Below are 24,042 nucleotides of genomic sequence, written 5' to 3'. Positions count from 1 at the left end.
GGCCGTTACGACGGAACGCCGCGGAAGTGCGTCGTCAGCCGCCCCTCGTCGATCAGGTGGAAGGCCACGCCGGGCCGCTGCACCGTGTTGACGACGTCCGTGCCCTCGAAGGGCAGGTTCAGTGTGGACGCGACGCCGGGGGCGATCGCGTGCGGGCGGCCCGCGAACGTCGTGACGGCCGGGGTGTGCGCGTGTCCGGCGACGGTGCCGACGATGTTCGGATGCTCGGCGACGAACTCGGCGAGCAGGGCCGGATCGAGCTGGCAGCGGTCGTCGATGAACGGAATGCCGACGGTCAGCGCGGGGTGGTGGAAACCGACGAGGACCGGCGTGCCGGCGTCGACCTCGACGATCTGCGTGCGCGCCCAGTCCAGGGTTCCGCGCGCCAGGTAGCCGTCGGACCGGCCGGGGATCGAGGAGTCGAGCGCCAGGACCAGGAGCCCGTCGAGCTTGAGGGCAGAATTCACCGGTTCGCTGCACTCGGCGTCGTGCGCGACGGAGTTGAACGCCGTGCGGTCGTCATGATTGCCGAGGGTCATCAGCGTGGGAATGTCGGTGCCGAGCGCATCCGCCGCCTCGCGGTACTCCTCGGGGAGGCCCTCGTCGGCGATGTCGCCGGTGACCAGGAGGGCGTCGATGTTCCGCGGGCCGCCGCACCGACCGTTGAGATAGTCCATCACCGCGGCAACGCGCTTGCGATGGTCAGCGGTCCCATTGAAATGGAGGTCGCTGATCTGCGCGACGACGAACATGCGACTCCTTCAGGGCATCGGCCGTTTCCTGATCTAGGCTAGCGCCGCCTGCTCGTGACGACACTAGACCACGACACGATCTGAGGTCAGATCGTGTCCGAGGTGTTGCTGTGTTCAGCGGCACGTCACCGAATCGTCGACTCCGGCCGCGGTGTCACGGGGTCGGCAGGCGTACTTCCACGGCGTCGATGAAGCGGTAGGGGGAGCTCGCGAGCAGTTCCCGCAGGTGTCGTCGCAGGCGTGACATCTCCGCGCGCGCGGAGACCGTCTGATCGGGGGATCCGAACAGGTTGGTCGCGAGTTCGGCGGCCGTCAGCCCGCCGGGGTGCTCGGCGAGCAGGCCGATGATCTGCAGATGCCGAGGCGACGGGCGGAAGGTCCATGCCGCGGCCCCCGAGTCGACGTGGACCGACGCCGTGCCGTCGGGCGCGGTGGTCACCGAGACGACGACCTTCCGCTCGCGCGGACCGTCGTCCGCGGTCCGGAGCAGCCATCCGCCCGGCAGCGGTTCCACGTCGCAGAGCCCCAAGGTGCCGATGACGGACCGACCGGCCGCGAACGGGCGCGTGACCGCGATCCGCTGGACGGCGGGCAGCTGATTAACCGCGGCCACCCAGCCGTGCTGATCGACCACCATCGCGGGTTGCCCCACCCGGCTGACGATCGGGGCACCGACGCTGCGCAGGAGGTCCAACTGCGAGCGGTGGTCCTCCCGCAGTCGCGCCTCGGTGAGCAGCGCGACGGAGTTGACCAGCGCGAGGGTCGCGGGGTGGATCGACGGCGCGGGACCGCTGACGTCGACGACGCCGAGGAGCTCGCCGGTGCGGGGATCGCGGATGGGCGCGGCGGTGCACGTCCAGGCGTGATGCGAGCGGACGAAGTGCTCGGCGGAGAACACCTGCACCGGTCGGCGCGCGGCGAGGGCGGTGCCGATCGCATTGGTCCCGACCTGCCTCTCCGCCCACGACGCGCCCTCGGAGAACTTGAGCCGGTCGGCGCGGCGCAGCGCGCGATGTTCGCCCGCTCGCCACAGCACGTGGCCGCTCGCGTCGGCGACGATGACGAGGTTGTCGCTGTCGGTGATGAGCGCTCCGAGCCCGCCGACGATCGTGTCGAGGCTGCCGGCCAGGCCGGAGTCGGCGCGACGCTGCTGCACGGCGGTGAAGCTCAGGGGATCGTCGTCGGAGCCGCAGTCGGGATCGACGCCGGCGTCGGCGGCGCGCGCCCACGATTCGCTGATCACCGTGCGCGGGTGCGCGGGCATCCGGCTGCCGGACATCTTCGCGTCGTACATGGCCGACAGCGTGGCGGCGAACTCGCGCGGATCGTCGGCGGAGGTGATCGCGGGCTCCACGGTTTCCAGATGCATCGCCGATCTCCCTCACTGTGTCGTGCGTCATAGTGTTGCGTCCAGCGTCGGTCGCCGCGTCGGTTCGGTCAAGGATGTTGCAACCCCCTGCAACCGTTGCTGCCACCTTCCGGTCGGAGTGTGCTGTGTGTCACAGCAATTGTTCAACGGCAGTGAAAGGACACTCCCATGACGCAGACCATCGACCGGCCGGCCGGGACCGGGGAGAAGACCCCCAGCGAACGCGTCGACGCCTGGCTTGAACGCTTCAACACGGCACTCGCGTCGGGTGAGCCCGCGGCTGTCGCCGCGCTGTTCGTCGAAGACTCGTACTGGCGCGACCTGGTCGCGTTCACCTGGAACCTGAAGACCGTCGAGGGTCACGAGCAGATCACCGCGATGCTCGCTGAACGGCAGCAGGAGACCGCGGCCGGCGGCTTCGCCCGCACCGAGGATGCGACCGACGCCGACGGTGTCGCGGAGGCGTTCATCGAGTTCGAGACCGCGGTCGGTCGCGGCGACGGGCACCTGCGCATCCGCGAGGACGACGACGGCATCGACCGCGCGTGGACGCTGCTCACCACGCTGCAGGAGCTCAAGGGCCACGAGGAGCGGAACGGCTTCTCGCGACCGATGGGCGCGGTGCACGGCAGCGATCCGGACCCGCGGTCGTGGGCGGAGAAGCGGGAGGACGAGGAGGCCGAGCTCGGCCGGGCCGTGCAGCCGTACGTCCTCGTCATCGGCGGCGGTCAGGGCGGCATCGCGCTCGGCGCCCGCCTCCGTCAGCTCGGGGTCCCGTCGATCGTCATCGACAAGTCCGACCGCCCCGGCGACCAGTGGCGCGGCCGGTACAAGACCCTCTGCCTGCACGATCCGGTCTGGTACGACCACCTGCCGTACCTGCCGTTCCCGGCCAACTGGCCGGTGTTCGCACCGAAGGACAAGATCGGCGACTGGCTCGAGTTCTACACCAAGGTGATGGAGGTGCCGTACTGGAGCAAGACCGAGTGCACCTCGGCGTCGTACGACGAGGCCACAGGCAAGTGGACCGTCGAGGTGGTCCGCGAGGGCGAGAAGATGACCCTGCATCCGACGCAGTTGGTGCTCGCCACCGGCATGTCCGGCAAGGCCAACGTCCCGACCTTCCCGGGGCAGGACGTCTTCGCCGGCGACCAGCACCATTCCAGCCGGCACCCCGGTCCGGACGGCTACGTCGGCAAGAAGGTCGTCGTCATCGGCGCCAACAACTCGGCGCACGACATCTGCAAGGCCCTCGTCGAGAACGGCATCGACACCACGATGGTGCAGCGGTCGTCGACGCACGTGGTGAAGTCGGCGTCGCTGATGAAGATCGCGCTCGGCGGGCTGTACAGCGAGGAGGCCGTGGCGTCGGGCATGACCACGAAGAAGGCCGACATGACCTTCGCGTCGCTGCCGTACAAGATCATGCACCAGTTCCAGATCCCGCTGTACGACCAGATCCGCGAGCAGGACAAGGACTACTACGACCGCCTCGAGAAGGCCGGCTTCGACCTCGACTTCGGCGACGACGACTCCGGCCTCTTCATGAAGTACCTGCGCCGCGGCTCGGGCTACTACATCGACGTCGGCGCCTGCGAGCTCGTCGCCGACGGCACCATCAAGCTGGCCCACGGCGGCGTCGACCACCTGACGGAGAACTCGGTGGTCCTGTCCGACGGCACCGAGCTCCCGGCCGACGTCGTCGTCTACGCCACCGGCTACGGCTCGATGAACGGGTGGGCCGCCGACCTGATGGGCCAGGAGGTCGCCGACCGCGTCGGCAAGGTGTGGGGCCTCGGCTCGGACACCACCAAGGATCCGGGGCCGTGGGAGGGCGAGCAGCGCAACATGTGGAAGCCCACCCAGCAGCCCGGCCTCTGGTTCCACGGCGGCAACCTGCACCAGTCGCGCCACTACTCGCTGTACTTGGCGCTCCAGCTCAAGGCCCGCTTCGAGGGCCTCGACACTCCGGTCTACGGACTGCAGGAGGTGCACCACTTGAGCTGACCCGAGATCACCCCCGCTTCGTCGGTCCCCTCCCGACGAGAACGCCCCAGGCGTAGATCTTCGCCCAGACTTCAAGTCTGCGCGAACCTCGACGCCTGGGGCGTTTTGGATGAGGCGTTCGTGGTTGCGCTACGGCAGCACCCCGTAGCCGACCAGCCCCACATATCCGCGGATCTCGAACTCGTTGACCGTCACGTGCCCGCCCCACTCGTTGCCTCCGACGGTCGTGACGCGGCCGTCGGAGTAGGTGAGGACGATGTTGGTGTGCTGCCCGAAGGCGCTGCCCTTCTTGTAGAGCATCACGTCACCTGGTTTGGGTGTGTAGCCGGAGTCGGCGGCCTTGAACCGGCCCTGAGCCTGGTAGTACTCGGTCAACGTGTAGACGCCGGGGATCCGCCAGTGCCCGGAGTGCGGGTTCTCGAACGGGACGCCCGCCTCACGCATCACCCAGCTGACGAAGTCCGCGCACCAGTTCTCCTCGACGCCCTCGGAGAAGCGGGTGCCGTCGGGTTGGGCGTCGAACTCGGCGCGCGTCACGTCGACGATCTTCCGCTGCGTCGGACTCATCGTCGCGGTGTCGAGGTCGGGATAGGCGCGGTCGCGGTTGTTCCACCAGGTCGTCACGAAGTTCACGCCGCCCGCCTGCACCGCGACGACCGTCGCGCCACAGAGCAGAAGCACCACTACCGCGAGCGCGATGCCGAGGTTGCGACGTTTCGGAGGCATGATCGCCACAGTAGCGATTGCGGATCCCCGACACCGACTTCCGATCGGTCATACGATCGACGGCATGAGCGAAACTCCCGAACTGAGCCCCACCGACTGGGTCCGCGAGCAGACCGAGAAGGTCCTCGAGGCAGGCACCACCGACGCCGTCGAACTGATGGGCATGAAGATCGTGCTCTTCACGACCACCGGTGCCAAGTCCGGCAAGAAGCGGTACACCCCGCTGATGCGCGTGGAAGAGAACGGCAAGTACGCGATGGTCGCCTCGCGCGGTGGTGCGCCGAAGCACCCGCTGTGGTACTTCAACGTCAAGGCCAACCCGCAGGTCGACGTGCAGGACGGCGACACCGTCAAGACGATGACCGCCCGTGAGCTGCCCATGGGTGCCGAGCGCGACCACTGGTGGGAGCTGGCCGTCGCCGCGTACCCGCCCTACGCCGAGTACCAGGAGAAGACCACGCGCGTGATTCCGGTGTTCGTCCTGGAGTGAATCGGCAGTCTATCGTTGATTGACTTGAAAAGTCAATCAACGATAGACTAGTTTGGTGACAAAATAGCGGGACGTCATTAAGGCGCTAAGGCAGGCTGCGAAAGAAGCGGGAGTCGACTGCCGAATAACCGAAGGTGGGCGCCACACGATCGTCTCGCTCGATGGCTTGCGTGTGCCGGTCGGACGTCACACAGAGATTCCGAACCGTCACGCGGAGGACATCTATAAGGAAGCCGAGCCCAAGCTGGGAAAGGACTGGTGGAAAAAGTGACGGATTACGTTGCTGTCGTTGATCAAGACGACGATGGCTGGTCCATCTACGTCCCTGCGGTCGACCGTCATACCTGGACTCCTCACCTGCGAGACGTGGAGGAGATGGCACGAGATCTCGTTCAGGTGATGACTGATCGGCCCATCGATGAGATCACCGTCGTCATTCAACTTCCCAAGGACTTGTCCACCGCGATCGATAATCTGGTGAAGGCTCGATCGGCAGCAGAGGATGCCGACGCCGCAGCTCGCGAGGCACAACGGGTGGCGGTGTCTGCTCTGCGGAACGCCGGAGCTGCGATGCGCGACATTGCAGCTGCCCTGGGGATCTCCTACCAGCGGGTTCATCAGGTTCTTGCGGACGTCGCCACGCGTAATAGGCGCCTGGCTGAACTGCGGTCCTCGGTGGCGGCTTGGGAACGAGACCTTGATGACAGCCTTGTACGATCGGATGACGGTCACGTCGAGGTCGTCGTGGCACTTGGAGATGAACTTCTCACGACGCTGTTCGATCGACTGCGCGAGGTTGGAGGCACTGCGAACGTCTTCGTGTCTTCACCTGGCGGAAGAGTTCGATTCATTGCAGTCGTACGCGAAGAGTGTGCCCTTGGTGAGCCGGGCGATGATCTGAGCGGTATCGACGCTCCGGGGGAAGGTGCGCTGATCGACACCTTCATCGACTACGTGGCACTTCACCGAACAGGAGTCGCAGTCACAGCAGTGACGGATGACGCCACCGCGAAGGACGTCCGGACTCTCGTCGGAGCATGATCGCCCGCAGCGAGCGCTACAGATCACCCGGCAGTTTGTCGCGCCGGATTCCGCGCCACGTGGGGTGCCGCAGGTGCCCGGTGGACGTCCAGTCCATGAAGGCGACGTCGGCGACGAGTTTCGGCAGCACCCAGGTGGCACTGCCTGCGACGGGCTTGTCGATGTCGTCCACGAACGGGCACATGCTGATCCGGAGCGGCCGCAACTCCTCCAACAGGGCGTCGAGTTCGGCATCGGTGAACCCGGTGCCGACTCGGCCCAGGTACCGCAGTCCGCGTTCGGCGGGCACCCCCACCAGCAGTGATCCGATCTTCGACTCCGATCCTCGGCCGGGACGATAGCCGCCGATCACCACTTCGACGCTGTTCCAGTTCTTCTGCTTCCGCCAGTCCGGGCTGCGGCGGCCGCTGACGTACCGGGCCGCACGCCGTTTCGCGACGACGCCCTCCCATCCACGTTCCCGGGCGACGGCGACGGCGGTTTCGGCGGGGCCGGGCAGCAGGGGCGGGATGTCGATGACGGACTCGCCGTCGAAGTAGGTCAGCGCGTCGAGGATCTCGCGCCGCACCTCCCACGGCTGCTCGGTCAGGTCCACGCCGTCGAGATAGAGGACGTCGAACAGGTGCAGGCGGAGCTCGTACGGTTCCGACGTGCGCTTGCGGGAGACGAGGAGTGAGAAGTCGGAGATGCCCGCGGCGTTGAGCGCGACGATCTCGCCGTCGAGCACGGCGTCGACCGGCTTCCCGTCGCGGACCAGGCAGTCGGCGATCACCGAGAGCTCGGGGAAGTCGCCGGTCAGGTCGTTGCCCGACCGCGAGATCAACCGGGCGCGACCACCCACCACCCGGACCAGCGCGCGGAAGCCGTCCCACTTGCCCTCGTAGGCCCAGTCGTCGTCCAGGCCGTCGATCGGATCGTCGGTGGCCAGCATCGGCCGCAGTTCCGTCAGTCCGGAGGGAATGGGCTGCCGTTCGGTGGGACCAGGCGGCGCGGGTGTCGGCTTCGACGACGCCCGGCGCGACGACTTCTTCTTTCGGTACTCGCCGAGATCGATGACGTCGCTACCGCCTGCCGCGTGGTCGACCGCGACTGCGGCGACCTCGCCCGACAAGCCCGCGAGGAGATCGCCGACCTCGTCGTAGCGGTCCAGCACCTCGGTGAACTCAAGCTGCGACAGTCCTGGTTCGGCGAGCTCGTCCCACGTCCGCGGAGCCGCGGCGTACGGTCTCGGCTGCCCGCGCAGCGAGTACGGTGCGAGGGTCGTCTTGGCCGCGGTGTTCTGACTCCAATCGATGAACACCCGCCCTTCACGCTGCGCCTTCGCCATCGTCGCGGTCACCGTCCTCGGTGCGGCCTGCGCCATCGCAGTCGCGATCTGCTTCGCGACGGCCCGCGCCGACTCGGACTTCACCAGCGTCGAGAGCCGCGCGTACACGTGAATCCCCTTGCTGCCGCTGGTGACCGGGAACGACGACAGCCCCGCGTCGTCGAGCAGATCGCGGATGTCGACGGCCACGCGCGCGCATTCGTCGAGACTCACGTCGGGTCCCGGGTCGAGGTCCAGCACGATCCGGTCGGTGCGGCGGTCGATGTCGTCCGACAGGTCGATCCGCCACTGCGGGACATGCAGTTCCAGGGCCGCGACCTGCGCCAGCCACACCAGGTCGGCCGCCGACCGGACCACGGGGTAGCCGGTCTTGCGTTCGGAGTGCTCGATGGTGAACCGCGCGATCCACTCGGGTGTCCCCGCGGGCAGGGTCTTCTCGAAGAAGGGTGCCGACTCGGTGCCGCCCGGCCACCGTTTGCGGGTCACGGGCCGCGACGCCAAGTGCGGCAGCATCGCGTCGGCGATGCGGATGCAGTAGTCGACGACGTCGAACTTGCGGGTGCCGGTCTCCGGGTACAGCACCTTCTCGAGGTTGGAGAGCGCGATCCGACGACCGTCGACCTCGAGTTGTGAACGAGTCATGCACGCCATTGTTCCCTCGGTGCTGGCACAATGGCCGACATGCGCTCGATCTGGAGAGGCGATCTGAGCTTTGGCCTGGTCAACGTACCGGTCAAGGTGTACTCCGCCACGGAGAGTCACGACCGGACCTCGCACCAGGTCGACGCGGCCGACGGCGCCCGGATCCGGTACCGCCGCGTGCGCGAGGGCACCGACACCGAAGTCGAGTTCTCGAAGATCGCGAACGCGTACGAATCCGAGTCCGGCGACCGCGTGATCCTCACCAAGGACGACCTCGCGTCGCTGCCGGTCAGCAAGAGTCCCGAGATCGAGATCCTGGAGTTCGTGCCGATCGACCAGGTGGATCCCATCTACTTCGACAAGCCGTACTACCTGGAGCCGTCGTCCAAGTCGCCGAAGGCGTACGTGCTCCTGGCGAAGGCGCTGGAGACCACCGAGCGCCTCGCGATCGCCAACTTCACCCTCCGCAACAAGACGCGGCTGGCGGCGCTGCGGGTGATCGACGGCGTCATGACACTGCAGACGCTGCTCTGGCCCGACGAGGTCCGCGTCCCCGACTTCGACTTCCTGAACTCCGACATCGAGATCCGTGACCAGGAGCTCGACATGGCGGCGTCGCTCATCGAGACCATGGCCTCCGACTTCGATCCCAGCCAGTTCGAGGACACCTACCAGGTGGAGCTCGCCAAGCTGATCGAGGCGCGCGCCGGCGGCGGTGAGGCCTTCCCGGAGACCGACGAGCCCGAGGGCGACGACGACTCCGAGGTCGCAGACCTGCTCGCGGCTCTCCGTGCCTCCGTCAAGAGTCGCGGGCGCGACGTCGACGAGGAACCCGCCGAGCCCGAACCGAAGTCGACGACCAAGAAGACGCCCTCGAAGAAGACACCAGCGAAGAAGTCTGCCGCCAAGAAGACCGGGGCGAAGAAGACCGGGGCGAAGAAGACGGCCGCGAAGAGTACGGGGGCCGAGAAGACGACTGCCAAGAAGGCCGCGCCGCGCCGCGCGGCGGGGTGAGTCGCACCCCGGCCCGCCGGGCCGTCGAACTTGTAGAGTGATCCGCATTATAGTGAAGAGGCGATGCCAGGGGAGGCCCAGCGGAGATGAGTGATGTGCAGCAGCGTGGTACCAGGCAGGATCCGCTCGACGTCCTGATCGTCGGCGCCGGACTGTCCGGAATCGACACGGCGTACCGGTTGCGCGAGCGGAACCCGGGACTGAATTACCGAATCGTGGAGCGCCGCAGCAGGATCGGCGGCACCTGGGACCTGTTTCGATACCCGGGCGTCCGCTCCGACTCCGACATCTTCACCCTCAGCTTCCCGTGGAACCCCTGGCGCGGGAAGCGGACCGTCGCGCAGGGCGCCGAGATCCGCGACTACCTGGAGCAGACCGCGCACGACTTCGGGATCGAGGAGCACATCGTCTTCGACGTCGACGTGACCTCCGCAGACTTCGACACCAGCGTCGACCTGTGGACCGTCGACGCCCTCGTCAACGGCGAGCCCACCGTCTTCGTCACCCGCTTCCTCTACATGTGCACCGGCTACTACCGATACGAGGCCGGCTACCGACCCGAGTTCCCCGGCGAGAAGGACTTCCAGGGCACGTTCGTCCACCCGCAGTTCTGGCCCGAAGACCTCGACTATGCAGGCAAGAACGTCGTCGTGATCGGCTCCGGCGCCACCGCCGTCACGCTGATCCCGTCGATGGCGCCGACCGCGGGCAGCGTCACCATGCTGCAGCGATCGCCGACGTACATGATGCCGCTGCCCTGGGAGGACGGTCTCACCAAGCTCTTCCAGCGAGTGCTTCCGCCGCAGGTCTCGCACAACATCACGCGATACCGGAACGCACTCGCGACGATGATGCTGTACCTGTTCTGCCGAGCCTTCCCGAAGCTGTCACGCCGGATGTTCCGTCGCATCGCGATGAGCATGCTGCCCAAGGGATTCGACGTCGACACCCACTTCAAGCCGCGGTACGAGCCGTGGGACCAGCGGTTGTGCGTGATTCCCGACGGCGACTTCTACCGCGCCGTCAAGGCGGGCACGGCCGACGTCGCGACCGACACGATCAAGCAGATCACGCCGACCGGGATCGACCTCGAGTCCGGCCGGCACCTGGAAGCCGACATCATCGTCACCGCCACCGGACTCGACCTGGTGGCGCTGGGCGGCGCGTCGCTGTCGGTCGACGGGGTGAGCTTCCAGCCCGGCGACAAGTACGCGTACCGCGGGTACATGCTCAACGACGTCCCCAACTTCGCGTGGGCGGTCGGCTACACCAACGCGTCGTGGACACTCCGCATCGACCTCACCGCGCAGGCCGTCGCCGAACTCCTCAAGCACATGCGCGAGAACGGCTACACCCGCGCGATGCCGTCGTTGAACGGTGCGACGCCGAAGACGCACCCGTTGCTGGAACTGGATTCGGGCTATGTGAAGCGCGCGGGGAACCGACTGCCGAAAGCCGGCGACCGCGCGCCGTGGCAGGTCCGCCACAACCTGATCCTCGATGCGATCGACTCCCGCAAGTACCAGGTCGACGAGGAGATGATCTTCGCCTGATCGTCGACTCGCGAGGGCTACCCGACCGGCCGGTTGAGACGTAGTGTGGCCATATGTCTCAACTGACTCGCGACGACGCCGTCGCCGACTTCTTCCGCCGTGCGCAGTCGCAGGAGGTTAGCGACCCCGCCGACCTCGATGCGATCTGGGCGGCGCTCCCGACCGTTCGCGTGGACGAACTCATCGGGGCGTGGCGCGGCGGTGAACTCCCGTCCGGCCATCCGATGGACGGGCAGCTGGCCGTCGTGAAGTGGCACGGCAAACGCTTCGACTCCTGGCACGACGTGAAGCCGATGGTCTGCGTCGACGACGACGGGAACCTCTACTCCAACACCGAGATCGGTAAAGGTGAGGCCAGTGCGTGGATGGTGGAGTTCCGCGGCGAGTCGACGGCGTCGATGGTCTACGACGGCCAGCCGGTGATCGACCACTTCAAGCGCGTCGACGACGTCACCCTCATGGGCATCATGAACGGTAAGACCTCGCTCGTCCGCGACCGGCACTTCTACTTCTTCCTCGTCAAGGAGTGACGTCGCGGGCGGTCACCAGTCGCCGCCCGAACCCCGCTGTTGAAAACTTCGTCCCCCTGAACCGGGTTCCCCGACGATATGTCCGGCAACCCTCCTCAGGGGGACGAAGTTCGCGTTGACTCAGGCGGCCACGCCGACCAGCCGTCGGTCGCGGCGCTCCAGACTCCGGACCGTCGTCGTGAAGCTCACGACGGCGAGCGCGAGCAGGAGTGCTCCGATGCCGAAGGTTCCCCAGTCGAACGGGCCGGCAGCTGCGCCGCCCGCCTGCTTTCGAGCGGAACCGGTCAGGAACGGAACGATCACCAGGACCGTGCCCGCGGCGACGGCCTCACCGATCACGACGCGCGGGAAGCGCTCCAGCGCCAGCTGTGCATACGAGCGCTGATCGCCGGACAGTCGTGCGCGACGCAGCCCGGGGATCAGGACCAGCGCGTTGTAGGCGCCCGCGGCCACCATGAACGCCACGAGCGGCAGCTTGACCAGAAGGAACCGGCCGTACGTCGTGGTGACGAACTGGCTGAACGAGCCGAGGTGCGTCCACGTCATCCAGAGCCCGGAGACGGTCACGGCGATCACCGCGCCCATCGCCCAGTGACTGAACCGCGACCACATCCGGTCCCACGCGCCGGCGGTGGAAGCGTCGTCATCGTCGGACCGCTCACCGCGCAGCCCCATGAGGCTGGCCGCGGCGAGGACGAGGATGCCGCCGACCCAGATCATCCCGCCGAGGATGTGCGCGAGCTTGAGTTCGCGGTTGGCGAGGGCGTCGAGTTCGAGCGTCGCGATGGTCAGGCTCGGGCACGCTGCGGCGAAGACGGCGACCGCGAACCCGGCGACCGGCAGCGCGCGGCCGGTGGTGCGGGAGATCCCGACCAGGATGACGGCGAGGGCGACGAAGGCGAACAGTTGGACGGTGCCCATGATGCCGGCCGACACCCAGGTGCCTTCGGCGCGCGGGATCTGCAGGAACTCCAGCGCGTGGGTCGGCACCACCGCCTGCGTCCACGAGTAGCCGAGGTCGGCCTTGACGATGCGCTGCACGTACTGGAAGTAGCCGGCTACCAGGGCGAGGACACCGATGGGTGTCGCGAACGACCGGAGGCGGGCGTCGACGCGGCTGTTTCTCGCGTAACCGGGCAGAAGGAAGGCCAACGTCAGGGTGAGTCCGATGCTCAGGGCGAGGGCGACGAAGTAGGCGAACACGGTCAAGATCTGGCGGACAGGAGGGATCGTGCCGCCGGCCTCGGCTGCGATGATGGTGAGGCTAATCATAATTAGGTTAGGTTAAGGCAATTCTCAGACTCGTTGATCCGTGGGGTCCACAGCTGTCCGATTCCGGCGGCCGACGGGAGTGCCGGCGGTGCTCTGGGCCACAATGGGCACCATGGTTTCGATCGCCTTCGGCAGAGCTCGGCAGAACGACATCTACACCTCGGGGATCCATGGGCGTAAACCCACGGTGCCTGCGGACTTCGCGGAACTCGAACGCCGCGCGCGAGCGGTGATGAGCCGCCGCGGCTGGGCGTACATCGCAGGCGGTGCGGGCGAGGGGCGGACCATGGACGCCAACCGCGACGCGCTCGATCGCTGGGCGATCGTTCCGCGCATGCTGCGCGATACCTCCCAGCGCAACCTTGAGACCGAACTCTTCGGGCAGAAGCTCGACGCGCCCGTGCTCTTCTCGCCGGTCGGTGCCGGTGCCCTCGCGCACCCGAACGCCGACGTCCACATCGGCGAGGCGGCCGCACAGCTCGGCGTCCCGTACATCTTCTCCAACCAGGGCTGCGCGCCGATGGAGGACGTCGCCGCCGCGATGGACGCGGTGAAGCCCGGCGCGCCGCGGTGGTTCCAGCTGTACTGGTCCACCGACGACCGCCTCGTCACCAGTCTGATCAACCGTGCGGAGAAGATGGGCGCCGCGGCGCTCGTCGTCACCCTCGACACCACGATGCTCGGCTGGCGGCCGCAGGACCTGAACCTGGGTTCGCTCCCCTTCGCGCGAGCCGAGGGCATCAGCCAGTACACGTCGGACCCGTCGTTCTGGGAGATCGTCGGCGAGCGGCTCAAGGCGGCGACAGCGGAGAAGCCGGAGGTCTCGCTCGGCGCCATCAAGACGCTGTTCTCGATCGCGCGCAACGTGCCCGGCGACCTGCGCGAGAACCTCACCAAGCCCGAACCGCGCGCAGCGGTCCAGACCTTCCTCGACATCTACTCGCGGCCGTCGCTGAACTGGGACGACATCGCCACTCTCCGCGACCGCACGTCGCTGCCGATCGTCCTCAAAGGCATCCTGCACCCCGACGACGCCCTCCTCGCCCTCGAGGCGGGGATCGACGGCATCATCGTCTCCAACCACGGCGGACGGCAGATCGACGGTTCCATCTCATCCACCGACGCCCTGGTCGACATCGTCGACGCCGTCGGCGGCCGCGCCGGGAGCAGAGCGAGCGGGCGGAAATCCGACCGCGGGATGAAGATCCTCGTCGACTCCGGCTTCTACACCGGGTCCGACGTCTTCAAAGGCCTCGCGCTAGGCGCCGACGCCGTCTGCATCGGCCGCCCGCACATGTACGGTCTCGCGCTCGACGGCACCGACGGCGCCCGCGACGCGGTCGCGAACATCATCGGCGAACTCGACCTGACGCTGGGGCTTTCGGGCCACCGCGACGTCAACGACCTCAACCGGAGCGCGCTGAAGCGGCTGGGGTGAGTGGGAGCACTCAGACCAGTGGGCGCCCCGTCCGCATCCGCCACCGGACGTCGGCCAGCAGCAGGTTGAACGGGAACTGCTTGAGCGGGCGGGGGAGGACCCGCAGCGCCCGACGGGCGATCGCGTTGTGCGCCTGGAAGACCCGATCCTGCATCGGTGACGGGTGGATGCCCATCTTGTCGCGGAACTCCTCCGGCAGGAAGCCGATCGTCATGGTCTCCGAGAACCAGCCCATCGCCAGCGCGACGGGTCTGGGCATGAAGTCCATGCGCACGATCCGCAGGAGATAGTCGCGGATGGTGTCGTCGATCTCGAGGCCCTCCACCGTCTCGGTCCAGTACTTCTGGAAGTCGGCGCGCGTGGCCGGCCACATCTCCGGGGCCATCTGCAGGGTGGTGCCCATGACGGCGCCCTGGCGGTAGGCCTCCTCGGTGATCCTCGACGGGTCGCCGAAGAAGCGCTGCGAATCCTCCCACCCGCGATAGAGGCATGCGGCCACCCAGAGCTGGAGTTTCGGGTCGAAGGCGTTGTACTTCACCGGGCTGTCGGCGTCGGACCGCACGCGGGTGTGCGCCCTGTTGACGGCCTGCCGGTACCGGCGACGGTCCTCGGCGCTGCCCATCGCGGCCACCGCGAGGTAGGCGAGCGTGGTTCGGGTGCGCTTGATCGGCACCTTGAACAGGTTGCCGGAATCGACCTTGCTCTCGAAGACGCCGTAGCCGACCGCGGGCACCGCGAGCTGCATGATCACGTTGGCCGGCCCGCCGAGGAGGGCCAGTCCGATCATGTCCAGATCGGGAACCGTCTGCTCGTCGAGCTCGGTGCGGCGCGATGCCGCGTGACTCGGTGGCGGATCGATCGCTTCGGCGGTCATCGGACTTCCCCGTTCGACAAGTGATAACGCTCGTTTCCCCTTTGATTGAACGCCGGGAGGGCCGAGGTGTCAAGATGTCTGGTGTGAGCAACTCCGATGATGCGGCGAGCCTGCGCGCCTACGGCGGCGAGTCGGGCGACGCACGCGTGGCACGACGACGCACTGCGTTGATCGACGCCGCGCTCGACATGCTCGCCGAACCGGAGCCGGGCTCGGTGACCGTCCGCGGCATCTGCGCACGAGCCGCGCTGACCCCGAGGTACTTCTACGAGAGCTTCGCCAACGCCGACGTTCTGGTCGCCGAGACCTACGACCTGATCATCGGCCAGATCGCCGAGCGTGCTCTCGCCGGCTTCGACGCGGGATCCAGTCCGCGCGGCAAAGTCGTCGGCGCCGTCGAGGCGATCGTCGACGTGATCGAGAGCGACCCGCGCAAGGGGCGCGTCATCTTCTCCGACACGCTGCGCAGCCCGGTGATCGCCGCCAAGCGCGCCGAGATGATCGCCCTCTTCACCAATCTGACCTTCCAGAGCGCACCGGCGGTGGCCAAGGTCAGCGGTGGTCAGGAGACCCTCGCCGCAGCGCATTTTCAGGTCGGCGGCCTCGGTCGAGTGCTCGCATCGTGGACCGAAGGGCTGATCGATCTGGACCGCGCCGAACTGGTCGGCATCTGCGTTCAGATGCTTCTTCCCGAGAGTCGGACCGTCGATCCGTCGGGTCCGAAGCTAAGTTAGCTGTATGACGAACTGGCGCGACTACGGCGCAAGCGACCTGCCGGTGCCGCTTGCCGCGGCGTTGGACGCCTTCGTCGAGCACGGGTACCACGGCACGTCGGTCCGCGACATCGCGGCGCGGGCGGGGCTCTCGGTCCCCGGGCTCTACCACCACTTCCCGTCCAAGCAGTCGCTCCTGCAGGGGCTGCTGGAACTGACGATGCAGGATCTCCTCCGCAGGTCGGAGGAGGCGTTGATCGAAGCGGGGGACAGTCCCGTCGACCGGTTCGACGCCGTCGTCGAATCGCTGCTGCGCTTTCACATGTACCGCCGCGAGCAGGCCTTCGTCGGCTCCACCGAACTCCGCAGCCTGGACCCCGAGTACCACGAGGTCTACATCGGGCACCGCATCAAGCAGCAGCGGATGGTCGACGACGTCGTCGCCGCGGGCGTGGCCGACGGCTCGTTCATGACCCCCGCCCCGAAAGGCGCGGCGCGCGCCGTCGCGACCATGTGCGTCGGTGTCTCCACCTGGTACCGGGTCGACGGCCCGATGAGTGCCGACGAGCTGATCAAGCAGAACCTGGAGTTCGCGCGGTCGATCGTCGACTACCGTCCCCGCTGAACGCGTCGCACCCACACGATTTCCCCGAACCCTTGACGGTCTTCGCCCGAACATGACACGCTAGCGCTGACCGAGCGCTCGTTCGGTACCGATCTTGGAGGGTTCATGGCTGTCGATCTTGCCTACAGCGCACAGGTGCAGGACCTGGTGGCGCGCACCGCGACGTTCATCGCCGACGAGGTGCTGCCCGTCGAGGAGGAGTTCGCGGGCGACATCACCGCCGCGGGCGGCGACACGATTCGGCGCGAGCTCAATGCCAAGGCCAAGGCCGCAGGCATCTTCGCGCCTCATGCGCCGGTCGAGTTCGGCGGCCTCGGGCTGAACATGTCCGACCGCGTGCCGGTCTTCGAAGCGGCGGGAGCATCGACCTTCGGTCCCATCGCACTCCACATCGGTGCACCCGACGAGGGCAACATCCACATGCTGGCGCACATCGCGACCGACGAGCAGAAGGTCAAGTACCTCGCTCCGCTCGCCGCCGGCGACGTGCGCAGCGCGTTCGCGATGACCGAACCCGCCCCCGGTGCGGGGGCCGACCCCAACGGGCTGTCGACGACGGCGGTCAAGGTGGACGGCGGCTGGAAGATCAACGGCTTCAAGCGGTTCATCACCGGCGCCGACGGTGCCGCCTTCTTCATCATCATGGCCCGCACGGTGGGGCAGCGCGGCGATCGCGGCGGAGTGACCATGTTCCTGGCCCCCGCCGAGACGGAGGGCATCGTCGTCGAACGCCACGTCCACACCACCGACAAGGCGATGATCGGCGGGCACTGCGAGGTCCGACTCACCGACGTCTTCGTCCCCGACGAGGACGTCCTGGGCGCACCGCACGAGGGCTACCGGTACGCGCAGGTCCGGCTCGGACCGGCCCGCATGACCCACGTGATGCGATGGATGGGCAGCGCGGTCCGCGCGCATCGGATCGCCGTCGACTACGTGGAGCGGCGCGAAGGCTTCGGCGGACGTCTGGCCGACCTCGGGATGATTCAGCAGATGATCGCCGACAACGAGATCGATCTCGCCGCGGCCCGTGCACTGCTGGTCCGCGCCTGCTACGAGCTCGACCTCGGCGAACACGCCTCCGATTCGACGTCCATCGCCAAGACCTTCGGCGCCGAGGCCTTCTCCCGCGTCGCCGACCGGGCGATCCAGATGTGCGGCGGACTCGGTGTCTCCGAGGACCTGCCGCTCGCCCGCCTGGCGAACGAGCTTCGACCGTTCCGCATCTACGACGGCCCGAGCGAGGTCCACCGGTGGGCCATCGCGAAACGCGCCGTCGGACGCGCTCGTCGAGCGCGTGAGGCCTGAGGGATGCGAGAGGATTCGATGAACGAACAGTCCGGGCTCACGAACGCGGATCTGCGACGACTGCTGGACTCCGCCGGTGTCGAGGTGGTCGGCGACCTGCGGATCGACCTCATCAGCGGCGGCCGATCCAATCTGACCTTCGACGTCCGCGACGACGTCCACCACTGGGTGGCGCGGCGCCCGCCGATGGGCGGCCTCACACCGTCGGCGCACGACATGAACCGCGAATGGGATGTCACCTCTGCCTTGGTCGACACCCCCGTTCCGGTGCCGCGGACCGTCGCGATCGACCGCGACGGCCAGTACATCGGCGCGCCTTGCACCGTGGTCGAGTTCGTCGACGGCCAGGTGATCCGGTCGGTCGATGATCTCGCCGCCCTCTCCGACGACGAGGTGACCGCGAGCGCGGACGCGCTCGTGAAGACCCTCGCCGACCTGCATTCCGTCGACTACACGGCCGTCGGCCTCGGCGAGTTCGGCAGGCCGGAGGGCTTCGCGGCGCGACAGGTGAAGCTGTGGGCGCGGCAGTGGGGGATCGTCAAGACCCGCGAGATGGACGACGTCGAGAGGCTCGCAGCCGCCCTCGCCGAACGAGTGCCCGAGCAGGCCCGGAGTTCGATCGTGCACGGTGACTTCCGCATCGACAACACCATCCTCGCTCCGGGCGACGCCGGTTCCGTCGCGGCCGTCGTCGACTGGGAGATGGCCGCGCTCGGCGACCCGCTCACCGACGTCGCCCTGATGTGCGTGTACCGGGAACCGGTGTTCTCCGCGGTCCTCGGCTTCGAGGCCGCGTGGACCAGCGACCGCTACCCGGATGCCGACGGCCTCGCCCAGCGGTACGTGGACGCCACCGGCGCCGACCTCGGCGACTGGGCTTTCTACCTGGGCCTGGCGAACCTGAAGCTCGGGGTGATCGCCGAGGGCATCACCCACCGCGCGCTGGCCGGCGGGTCGTCCGGATCGGCCGGTGCCGAACGTGCCGCGGAGGCCACGGGCGCCTTCATCGCGGCCGGGTTGCGCGCGATCAGCTGACGGGGCGCCCTACCGATACGAGAACAGCTCCTCGCCTGCGACGTGCGCGTGCTCGTTGAACGACACGAGGGTCATGCCGCGTCGCCCCACGAGGATCTTGGTGATCGAGGTGTTGACGAACGTGCGCGACATCGCCGGCCAGCCCTGATCGGGGACGCCCCACAGCTGCGCGATCAACTGAGTTATCGAACCGGCCGACGACACCACCAGCACGTTCTGTCCCGAACCGGCTGCCGCAGCGGCACGCTCGGCGGCGGCGCGGGTGCGCGCCGCATAGGTCGCGTAGGTCTCCGGGCCGGTGTCGGCGCCGTCGATCCACTCGCCGAGCGCCCGGGTGATGGCGTCCTGGAAGGGTTTGCCGCCCCCGCGATAGATGTCGTCGGACTCGGGGAGTTCGGGGGTCGTGTACTCGTTCCAGTCGGGGTCGACGATCGGCGTCGGCGCGTCCGGGTAGGCCTCGAGGACTCCGGCGAGGGTCGCACGCTGGCGGGGGAGGTCGCCGCAGAACGCGGCGTGGAACGACGGCACGCGGCGCGCCAGTGCCTGCCCGGCGGCTCGCGCCTGCGCGAAGCCGAGGTCAGTGAGGCCGGGGCCGCCGATGGCGGCCGCGTCGGGGCCGTAGGCGTGTGACGGCGCCTGACCGTGCCGGACGATGTACAGAACTCCCACGTCGTGCCTCTCCGCAGTGTCGCCGCCCGTGCGGGACAGGTGAATCCGGTTCGCTCGCACCACTGTTGAGGGCAGAGGCGGGCGTCACATTTCCACGCTATCGGTTGCGGTGAGCTTGCCACGCCCGAGGGTGCTTGCTAACTTCGGTAGTTATGACCAACCAGCTCTCCGCCGTCCCGGAGGTCACCTATGTGACCACCGCTCTGGGATGTCGCCTGCCGCTGGCTCGGGTCCTCTGTTGTCGTCGAATGCGCTGACCCAGCTCCGACTCACGCAGATCTGCGCGAGCCCATTCGAGCGGCGGCCCCACCGTGCGGCCACGCCCAGGCAACAGGACACCCGAATATCATGACTTCCACGCTTGACCTCCCCATTCTGTCGAAGACCGCCAAGATCGGCGCGGTTCGTCCGGCCGCCCGCGCGGCAGCCGCCACGAAGACGCGCACTCCCGCGCCCCTGCACGTGACCACCGCCAGCCTGCAGTTCTCCACCAAGGCGGCGGCCCTGGTCCTGCGCGCGGCCCGCGTCTCCGGCCCGGTGTTCCGCGACGACGCGGCCGCCATCACCGGCCTCTCCATCTCCACGGTCAACCGTCAGGTCAGCGCCCTGCTGAAGGCCGGTCTGATCCGTGAGCGTGCCGACCTGACCCCGCCCGGAGCGGTCGGTCGTCCGCGCGTGCCGTTCGAGGTCAACACCGACGGCTTCCTCACCGTCGGCATCCACATCGGCTACCAGGCCACATCGATCACCACCCACGACCTGCAGCATCGCGTCGCCGGTGCCATCTCGATCCCGACGCCGCAGGCCGCGACGCCCGAAGAGGTCGTCGCGCAGGTCGGTGCCAGCGCTCGCCGGTTCGCCGACCGCTGGGTCGGCAAACGACTCCTGTGGGCCGGTGTCGCCATCGGTGGCCGCGTGGCCGAGGGCGGCGTCGTCGACCATCCGCGTCTGGGTTGGCAGGGTGTGCCCGTCGGCCGCTTGATCGCCGAGGCGCTGGAGCTTCCGGTGTCGGTCGCGTCGCATGTCGAGGCCATGGCCGCCGCCGAGCAGGTCGTGAACCCGGGCGACCAGAACCAGAACTTCCTGTACTTCTACGCCCGCGAGATGGTCGGCATCGCCTTCAGCGTCGACGGCGCCGTGCACACCCCCGCTGCGGGTCCGCCCACCATCGGACACTTCCCGACCGGACCCACCACGCTGCTGGATCCCGACAACACCGGCCGTCTGGAGCAGACGGTCAGCGACTCGGGCATCCTCTACGCCGCACAGAAGGCCGGCGTCGACGTGCACTCGCTCGACGAACTGCGCGCCGCCGCCCGCACCGGCAACACCGTCGCCAACGCCATCCTCACCGAGCGCGGCGAGGTGCTCGGCCGCACGGTGGCGCTGATCGCGGACATCTTCAATCCCGATCATGTCATCCTGGGCGGTCAGGCCTTCACCGACTACCCGGAGGCGCTCCCGGCCGTCAGCAAGGCGCTGCGCGCCACCACGGTCATCACCCAGCGCGACGTCCGCGTCGCCCGGTCGGCGATCACCGTCCAGCAGAAGGCTGCAGGCGCCGTCGCACTCGACGCCATCTACGCCGATCCGCTGGAAGCGCTGGCTCGGACCGCCTGACTCGCGGACGCGCACTGCCCCAGCGGGTTACGCTGCTGCCATGGCTGAGCGGAACAAGTCGGGACAGCAGGGTTCTCGGCAGCAGAGCGACGATCCGGTGGGCTTGTTCGCGCGATCGCAGGAGCAGGCGCTGCGCGTCGCGAGTGAGACCCTCAACCGTGTGCGCGCCGTCGCGACCGCAGGCGGCAACGCCCCCGATGAACTGCTGAAACAGGTCGCCGAGCTCAGCAGCGCGGTCACCGGACTGGCGGGCAGTGCGACGGGACTGGCCGGCGTCGTCGCCGAGCCGATGCACGACTTCATCGTTCAGCAGCGCAAACTGGCTGAGACCATCGCGAAGTTCGCGGAGGCGCAGTCGGAGCTGTCGTTGATCGTCGCCGAGTTCGCACAGCGTCAGGCCGAGACCGTCGCCGCGCTCGAGAAGGTGACGACTCCGATGTTCGGGCTCATCGGCGTCAAGACCGACGAGTCGCGCAGCAGGTAGGGCCGTCGTTCAAACGCCCATCACGCCCTTCATCAGATACGCCATTCGGGCGGCGAACTCCGGTCGCGGTGTGCTGCGCGGGAGGCGGACGGCGTCGTTCACGATCGCCAGCGCGGCGTGCACCGCGAGGGTGGCGGACTCGGTACTGCGCGCGTCGATCTCGACCAGCAGGTGCACCCAGCGTGCCACGTAGCGACGTTGCACGGCGAGCAGCTCGGCGGCCTGCGGGTCGCCGGCGAGCACATAGGCGCTGGTGAAGCCGACGAGCAGGTCGGGCGTCGATGTCACGGCGTCGACGTAGTGGTCCACCAGGGCGGTCAGTCGCGCGGCCGGGTCGCCCGACACCGCATAGGCCGCCATCACTCCGGCTTCGAGTCGCATGGCGCTGCGTTGGCTGATGGCCACCAGGATCGCGATCTTCGACGGGAAGTGCTTGTAGACGCTGGGGCCGGTGATGCCGACGGCCGCTCCGATCTCGTCCATGCCTGCGCCCGCGAAGCCGTGCTCGCCGAACAGCCGGGCGGCGGCGTCGAGGATCTCGTCGCGGCGGGTGGGGGCGTCGTCGTGCAGGCCGAGGATCTCGTGCGGCGGGAGGGCGTCGGCGGGGTGGAGTGCGGCGGTGCGACGGACGAGTTCCAGGACAATCGCCTCGACGTCGCCGACGTTGCCGCGGACGGCGCGTCCGGCGCCGCTGCCGACCACGCTGAGGACGGCGCCGGCCAGGTACATCGACTCGCGTTCGGTGAGCTCGGGACGGTCGGCGCGGATGGCCGCCGCCCAGCGACGCAGCGCGGTCCGCGTGCGGCGGACCACCTCGGCGTTCTCGTCGGCCGAGAGATGCTGGCCGGACCACCGCCACAGTGACGTGGCGTGCGGGTTCGCGATGCACATCTCGGTGACGCTCACCGCGAGTGCCTCCGTCGGATGCTCGCTGCTCTCCAGCTGAGCGCGGTCGGTGCTCGCCTCCAACTCGTCGACGCGCGTCTGCACGGCGTCGAACAGCAGGGTCTGCTTGTCGGCGAAGTGGCGGTAGACGGTCGGGGCGCTGACCCCGGCCTTCCGCGCGATGTCCGCGACGGACACGTGGGGGTAGCCGCGCTCGGCGAACAGCAGCGTAGCTGCGTCGATGAGCTGTCGGCGACGGTCCAGTGACCGTGTGCGTCGCGTCGATCGGGTGGCTGTCATGATGAACCGACCATAGCCCAAAGGAGTTTAAAATTTAACAACTTGACCTTGAGGTATGGTCAAAGACGTTATTGCGGGTTAGCCTACGGAGTGTAAGTATTCCGGGGTACTCGATACTCGGTTCGTGTGAAAGGAACACTGGTGTCCGACGAAGCATTCATCTACGAGGCGGTCCGTACGCCCCGTGGCAAGCAGCGCGGCGGCTCGCTGCACAGCGTCAAGCCGATCGACCTCGTCTCCGGTCTGATCGACGGCCTCCTGGCCCGTCACGAAAACCTCGACCCGAAGCAGATCAACGACTTGATCCTCGGCGTCGTCTCCCCGGTCGGCGAGCAGGGCGCCGTCATCGCGCGCACCGCCGCACTGACCTCGGGCCTGGGCGAGACCGTCCCCGGCACCCAGATCAACCGCTTCTGCGCCTCGGGCCTGGAGTCGGTCAACCTGGCCGCAGCCAAGGTCAAGTCGGGCTTCGACGACCTGGTGCTGGCCGGCGGCGTCGAGTCGATGTCGCGCGTGCCGATGGGCAGCGACGGCGGCGCACTCTTCATGGACCCCGCTACCGCGTACGACAACTACATCGCCCCGCAGGGCATCGGTGCCGACCTGATCGCCACCATCGAGGGCTTCTCGCGTGACGACGTCGACGCCTACGCCGCCGAGTCGCAGCGCCGCGCGGCCGAGGCCTGGGACAAGGGCTACTTCTCGAAGTCCGTCATCCCGGTCAAGGACATCAACGGTGTCACCCTGCTCGACAACGACGAGCACCGTCGCCCCGGCACCACCGTCGAGGGCCTCGGCAAGCTGAAGCCGGCCTTCCAGGGCCTGGCCGACATGGCGGGCTTCGACGACGTCGTCATGCAGAAGTACCCGAGCGTGGAGAAGGTCAACCACGTCCACACCGGTGGTAACAGCTCCGGCATCGTCGACGGCTCCGGCCTCGTCCTGGTCGGCACCGAGGAGGCGGGCAAGCGCAACGGCCTGACCCCGCGCGGCCGCATCGTCTCCTACGGTGAGATCGGCTCCGAGCCCTCGATCATGCTCACCGGCCCCACCCCGTCGACCGAGCTCGCCCTCAAGCGCGCCGGCCTGACCATCGACGACATCGACGTCTTCGAGCTGAACGAGGCCTTCGCGGCCGTCGTCATGAAGTGGATGAAGGACCTCAACGTTCCCCACGAGAAGACCAACATCCACGGCGGCGCCATCGCACTCGGCCACCCGCTCGGCGCCACCGGTGCCATGATCCTGGGCACCGTCCTCGACGAGCTCGAGCGCACCGGCGGCCGCTACGGCCTGGCCTGCCTCTGCATCGGCGGCGGCATGGGTGTCGCGACCATCATCGAACGCCTCTGATTCGCCTCGGAACGA

General features: G+C 68.0%; 22 protein-coding genes. 14 read left to right on the top strand and 8 right to left on the bottom strand.

The genetic code is table 11. From position 1 onward, the window contains the following. Positions 1 to 5 precede the first annotated feature (5 nt). Together ACH46_RS19720 and ACH46_RS19715 are read right to left on the bottom strand one after the other, a co-directional pair. Positions 6 to 752, bottom strand: a complete 747-nt coding sequence (locus ACH46_RS19720) for a metallophosphoesterase family protein (protein WP_062394490.1) — start codon at positions 750 to 752, stop codon at positions 6 to 8. Positions 753 to 906: 154 nt separating this feature from the next. After that, entirely contained in the window at positions 907 to 2,121 is a 1,215-nt protein-coding gene (locus tag ACH46_RS19715) for a GAF domain-containing protein (RefSeq protein WP_062394489.1), read from the bottom strand. A gap of 168 nt (positions 2,122 to 2,289) precedes the next feature. Between ACH46_RS19715 and ACH46_RS19710 the strand changes: the two genes are divergently transcribed. After that, positions 2,290 to 4,128, top strand: a complete 1,839-nt coding sequence (locus ACH46_RS19710) for an NAD(P)/FAD-dependent oxidoreductase (RefSeq protein ID WP_062394487.1) — start codon at positions 2,290 to 2,292, stop codon at positions 4,126 to 4,128. Between the two features lie 129 nt (positions 4,129 to 4,257). Here the strand turns inward: ACH46_RS19710 and ACH46_RS19705 are convergent, their stop codons facing one another. Further along, positions 4,258 to 4,854: a CHAP domain-containing protein gene (locus ACH46_RS19705; RefSeq protein ID WP_062395671.1), complete on the bottom strand. Its 597-nt coding sequence runs from the start codon at positions 4,852 to 4,854 to the stop codon at positions 4,258 to 4,260. A gap of 64 nt (positions 4,855 to 4,918) precedes the next feature. On the opposite strand from ACH46_RS19705, the gene ACH46_RS19700 reads away from it, so the two are divergent. Continuing rightward, on the top strand, positions 4,919 to 5,344 hold the full coding sequence (locus ACH46_RS19700) for a nitroreductase family deazaflavin-dependent oxidoreductase (protein ID WP_062394485.1): 426 nt from the start codon (positions 4,919 to 4,921) through the stop codon (positions 5,342 to 5,344). A gap of 258 nt (positions 5,345 to 5,602) precedes the next feature. Beyond that, on the top strand, positions 5,603 to 6,385 hold the full coding sequence (locus ACH46_RS19695) for a hypothetical protein (protein WP_157851110.1): 783 nt from the start codon (positions 5,603 to 5,605) through the stop codon (positions 6,383 to 6,385). Between the two features lie 16 nt (positions 6,386 to 6,401). Here the strand turns inward: ACH46_RS19695 and ligD are convergent, their stop codons facing one another. Then, positions 6,402 to 8,354: a non-homologous end-joining DNA ligase gene (gene ligD, locus ACH46_RS19690; protein WP_062395670.1), complete on the bottom strand. Its 1,953-nt coding sequence runs from the start codon at positions 8,352 to 8,354 to the stop codon at positions 6,402 to 6,404. A 39-nt stretch (positions 8,355 to 8,393) separates the two neighbouring features. On the opposite strand from ligD, the gene ku reads away from it, so the two are divergent. The 3 genes from ku (at position 8,394) to ACH46_RS19675 (ending at position 11,451) form a co-directional block, all read left to right on the top strand. Beyond that, entirely contained in the window at positions 8,394 to 9,368 is a 975-nt protein-coding gene (gene ku, locus ACH46_RS19685; protein ID WP_062395668.1) for a non-homologous end joining protein Ku, read from the top strand. Positions 9,369 to 9,454: 86 nt separating this feature from the next. After that, positions 9,455 to 10,921 (top strand): flavin-containing monooxygenase, encoded by a 1,467-nt coding sequence (locus ACH46_RS19680; RefSeq protein ID WP_062394482.1) that lies wholly within the window; start codon positions 9,455 to 9,457, stop codon positions 10,919 to 10,921. A 53-nt stretch (positions 10,922 to 10,974) separates the two neighbouring features. Beyond that, positions 10,975 to 11,451, top strand: coding sequence for a DUF4334 domain-containing protein (locus tag ACH46_RS19675; RefSeq protein ID WP_062394481.1), 477 nt, complete (start codon positions 10,975 to 10,977; stop codon positions 11,449 to 11,451). Positions 11,452 to 11,571: 120 nt separating this feature from the next. Here the strand turns inward: ACH46_RS19675 and ACH46_RS19670 are convergent, their stop codons facing one another. Then, positions 11,572 to 12,723 carry a copper resistance D family protein gene (locus tag ACH46_RS19670; RefSeq protein WP_062394479.1) on the bottom strand — a complete coding sequence of 384 codons (1,152 nt, stop codon included), beginning with the start codon at positions 12,721 to 12,723 and terminating at the stop codon, positions 11,572 to 11,574. 112 nt (positions 12,724 to 12,835) lie between these two features. Here ACH46_RS19670 and ACH46_RS19665 point away from each other — a divergent pair, with 112 nt between their 5' ends. Next, positions 12,836 to 14,161, top strand: coding sequence for an alpha-hydroxy-acid oxidizing protein (locus tag ACH46_RS19665; RefSeq protein ID WP_062395667.1), 1,326 nt, complete (start codon positions 12,836 to 12,838; stop codon positions 14,159 to 14,161). A gap of 10 nt (positions 14,162 to 14,171) precedes the next feature. On the opposite strand, the gene ACH46_RS19660 is transcribed toward ACH46_RS19665, so the two are convergent. After that, positions 14,172 to 15,035: an oxygenase MpaB family protein gene (locus ACH46_RS19660; RefSeq protein ID WP_062394478.1), complete on the bottom strand. Its 864-nt coding sequence runs from the start codon at positions 15,033 to 15,035 to the stop codon at positions 14,172 to 14,174. 74 nt (positions 15,036 to 15,109) lie between these two features. Here ACH46_RS19660 and ACH46_RS19655 point away from each other — a divergent pair, with 74 nt between their 5' ends. The 4 genes from ACH46_RS19655 to ACH46_RS19640 all read left to right on the top strand — a co-directional run bounded on the left by ACH46_RS19655 (position 15,110) and on the right by ACH46_RS19640 (position 18,716). Further along, on the top strand, positions 15,110 to 15,769 hold the full coding sequence (locus ACH46_RS19655) for a TetR/AcrR family transcriptional regulator (protein ID WP_062394476.1): 660 nt from the start codon (positions 15,110 to 15,112) through the stop codon (positions 15,767 to 15,769). Between the two features lie 4 nt (positions 15,770 to 15,773). Next, positions 15,774 to 16,373 carry a TetR/AcrR family transcriptional regulator gene (locus ACH46_RS19650; RefSeq protein ID WP_062394474.1) on the top strand — a complete coding sequence of 200 codons (600 nt, stop codon included), beginning with the start codon at positions 15,774 to 15,776 and terminating at the stop codon, positions 16,371 to 16,373. A gap of 105 nt (positions 16,374 to 16,478) precedes the next feature. Then, positions 16,479 to 17,681 (top strand): acyl-CoA dehydrogenase family protein, encoded by a 1,203-nt coding sequence (locus tag ACH46_RS19645; protein WP_062394472.1) that lies wholly within the window; start codon positions 16,479 to 16,481, stop codon positions 17,679 to 17,681. A gap of 18 nt (positions 17,682 to 17,699) precedes the next feature. Continuing rightward, complete coding sequence (locus ACH46_RS19640; protein ID WP_062395665.1) at positions 17,700 to 18,716, top strand: phosphotransferase family protein; 1,017 nt, start codon at positions 17,700 to 17,702, stop codon at positions 18,714 to 18,716. Between the two features lie 9 nt (positions 18,717 to 18,725). Here the strand turns inward: ACH46_RS19640 and ACH46_RS19635 are convergent, their stop codons facing one another. Then, positions 18,726 to 19,385, bottom strand: a complete 660-nt coding sequence (locus tag ACH46_RS19635; RefSeq protein WP_062395664.1) for a histidine phosphatase family protein — start codon at positions 19,383 to 19,385, stop codon at positions 18,726 to 18,728. 348 nt (positions 19,386 to 19,733) lie between these two features. Here ACH46_RS19635 and ACH46_RS19630 point away from each other — a divergent pair, with 348 nt between their 5' ends. After that, positions 19,734 to 21,005, top strand: a complete 1,272-nt coding sequence (locus tag ACH46_RS19630; RefSeq protein ID WP_082399834.1) for an ROK family transcriptional regulator — start codon at positions 19,734 to 19,736, stop codon at positions 21,003 to 21,005. Between the two features lie 40 nt (positions 21,006 to 21,045). Next, entirely contained in the window at positions 21,046 to 21,489 is a 444-nt protein-coding gene (locus ACH46_RS19625; RefSeq protein WP_062394470.1) for a hypothetical protein, read from the top strand. A 9-nt stretch (positions 21,490 to 21,498) separates the two neighbouring features. On the opposite strand, the gene ACH46_RS19620 is transcribed toward ACH46_RS19625, so the two are convergent. Then, the gene (locus tag ACH46_RS19620) at positions 21,499 to 22,674 is read right to left on the bottom strand and encodes a TetR/AcrR family transcriptional regulator (RefSeq protein ID WP_062394469.1); all 1,176 of its coding nucleotides are present in this window, start codon (positions 22,672 to 22,674) and stop codon (positions 21,499 to 21,501) included. A 141-nt stretch (positions 22,675 to 22,815) separates the two neighbouring features. Between ACH46_RS19620 and ACH46_RS19615 the strand changes: the two genes are divergently transcribed. After that, positions 22,816 to 24,027, top strand: coding sequence for an acetyl-CoA C-acetyltransferase (locus ACH46_RS19615; RefSeq protein WP_062394467.1), 1,212 nt, complete (start codon positions 22,816 to 22,818; stop codon positions 24,025 to 24,027). Positions 24,028 to 24,042 lie beyond the last annotated feature (15 nt).

Origin of the sequence: Gordonia phthalatica, from assembly GCF_001305675.1 — a bacterium.
GTDB lineage: Bacteria > Actinomycetota > Actinomycetes > Mycobacteriales > Mycobacteriaceae > Gordonia > Gordonia phthalatica.
Note: the sequence above shows the minus strand (reverse complement) of the source record. Positions and strands in the feature narration are given on the sequence as shown.

What these genes read in the sequence shown, in the direction of transcription:
- ACH46_RS19720 (WP_062394490.1), bottom strand. Translation starts at nt 752, where the DNA reads ATGTTCGTCGTCGCGCAGATCAGCGACCTCCATTTCAATGGGACCGCT.
- ACH46_RS19715 (WP_062394489.1), bottom strand. Translation starts at nt 2,121, where the DNA reads ATGCATCTGGAAACCGTGGAGCCCGCGATCACCTCCGCCGACGATCCG.
- ACH46_RS19710 (WP_062394487.1), top strand. Translation starts at nt 2,290, where the DNA reads ATGACGCAGACCATCGACCGGCCGGCCGGGACCGGGGAGAAGACCCCC.
- ACH46_RS19705 (WP_062395671.1), bottom strand. Translation starts at nt 4,854, where the DNA reads ATGCCTCCGAAACGTCGCAACCTCGGCATCGCGCTCGCGGTAGTGGTG.
- ACH46_RS19700 (WP_062394485.1), top strand. Translation starts at nt 4,919, where the DNA reads ATGAGCGAAACTCCCGAACTGAGCCCCACCGACTGGGTCCGCGAGCAG.
- ligD (WP_062395670.1), bottom strand. Translation starts at nt 8,354, where the DNA reads ATGACTCGTTCACAACTCGAGGTCGACGGTCGTCGGATCGCGCTCTCC.
- ku (WP_062395668.1), top strand. Translation starts at nt 8,394, where the DNA reads ATGCGCTCGATCTGGAGAGGCGATCTGAGCTTTGGCCTGGTCAACGTA.
- ACH46_RS19680 (WP_062394482.1), top strand. Translation starts at nt 9,455, where the DNA reads ATGAGTGATGTGCAGCAGCGTGGTACCAGGCAGGATCCGCTCGACGTC.
- ACH46_RS19675 (WP_062394481.1), top strand. Translation starts at nt 10,975, where the DNA reads ATGTCTCAACTGACTCGCGACGACGCCGTCGCCGACTTCTTCCGCCGT.
- ACH46_RS19670 (WP_062394479.1), bottom strand. Translation starts at nt 12,723, where the DNA reads ATGATTAGCCTCACCATCATCGCAGCCGAGGCCGGCGGCACGATCCCT.
- ACH46_RS19665 (WP_062395667.1), top strand. Translation starts at nt 12,836, where the DNA reads ATGGTTTCGATCGCCTTCGGCAGAGCTCGGCAGAACGACATCTACACC.
- ACH46_RS19660 (WP_062394478.1), bottom strand. Translation starts at nt 15,035, where the DNA reads ATGACCGCCGAAGCGATCGATCCGCCACCGAGTCACGCGGCATCGCGC.
- ACH46_RS19655 (WP_062394476.1), top strand. Translation starts at nt 15,110, where the DNA reads ATGTCTGGTGTGAGCAACTCCGATGATGCGGCGAGCCTGCGCGCCTAC.
- ACH46_RS19650 (WP_062394474.1), top strand. Translation starts at nt 15,774, where the DNA reads ATGACGAACTGGCGCGACTACGGCGCAAGCGACCTGCCGGTGCCGCTT.
- ACH46_RS19645 (WP_062394472.1), top strand. Translation starts at nt 16,479, where the DNA reads ATGGCTGTCGATCTTGCCTACAGCGCACAGGTGCAGGACCTGGTGGCG.
- ACH46_RS19640 (WP_062395665.1), top strand. Translation starts at nt 17,700, where the DNA reads ATGAACGAACAGTCCGGGCTCACGAACGCGGATCTGCGACGACTGCTG.
- ACH46_RS19630 (WP_082399834.1), top strand. Translation starts at nt 19,734, where the DNA reads ATGACTTCCACGCTTGACCTCCCCATTCTGTCGAAGACCGCCAAGATC.
- ACH46_RS19625 (WP_062394470.1), top strand. Translation starts at nt 21,046, where the DNA reads ATGGCTGAGCGGAACAAGTCGGGACAGCAGGGTTCTCGGCAGCAGAGC.
- ACH46_RS19620 (WP_062394469.1), bottom strand. Translation starts at nt 22,674, where the DNA reads ATGACAGCCACCCGATCGACGCGACGCACACGGTCACTGGACCGTCGC.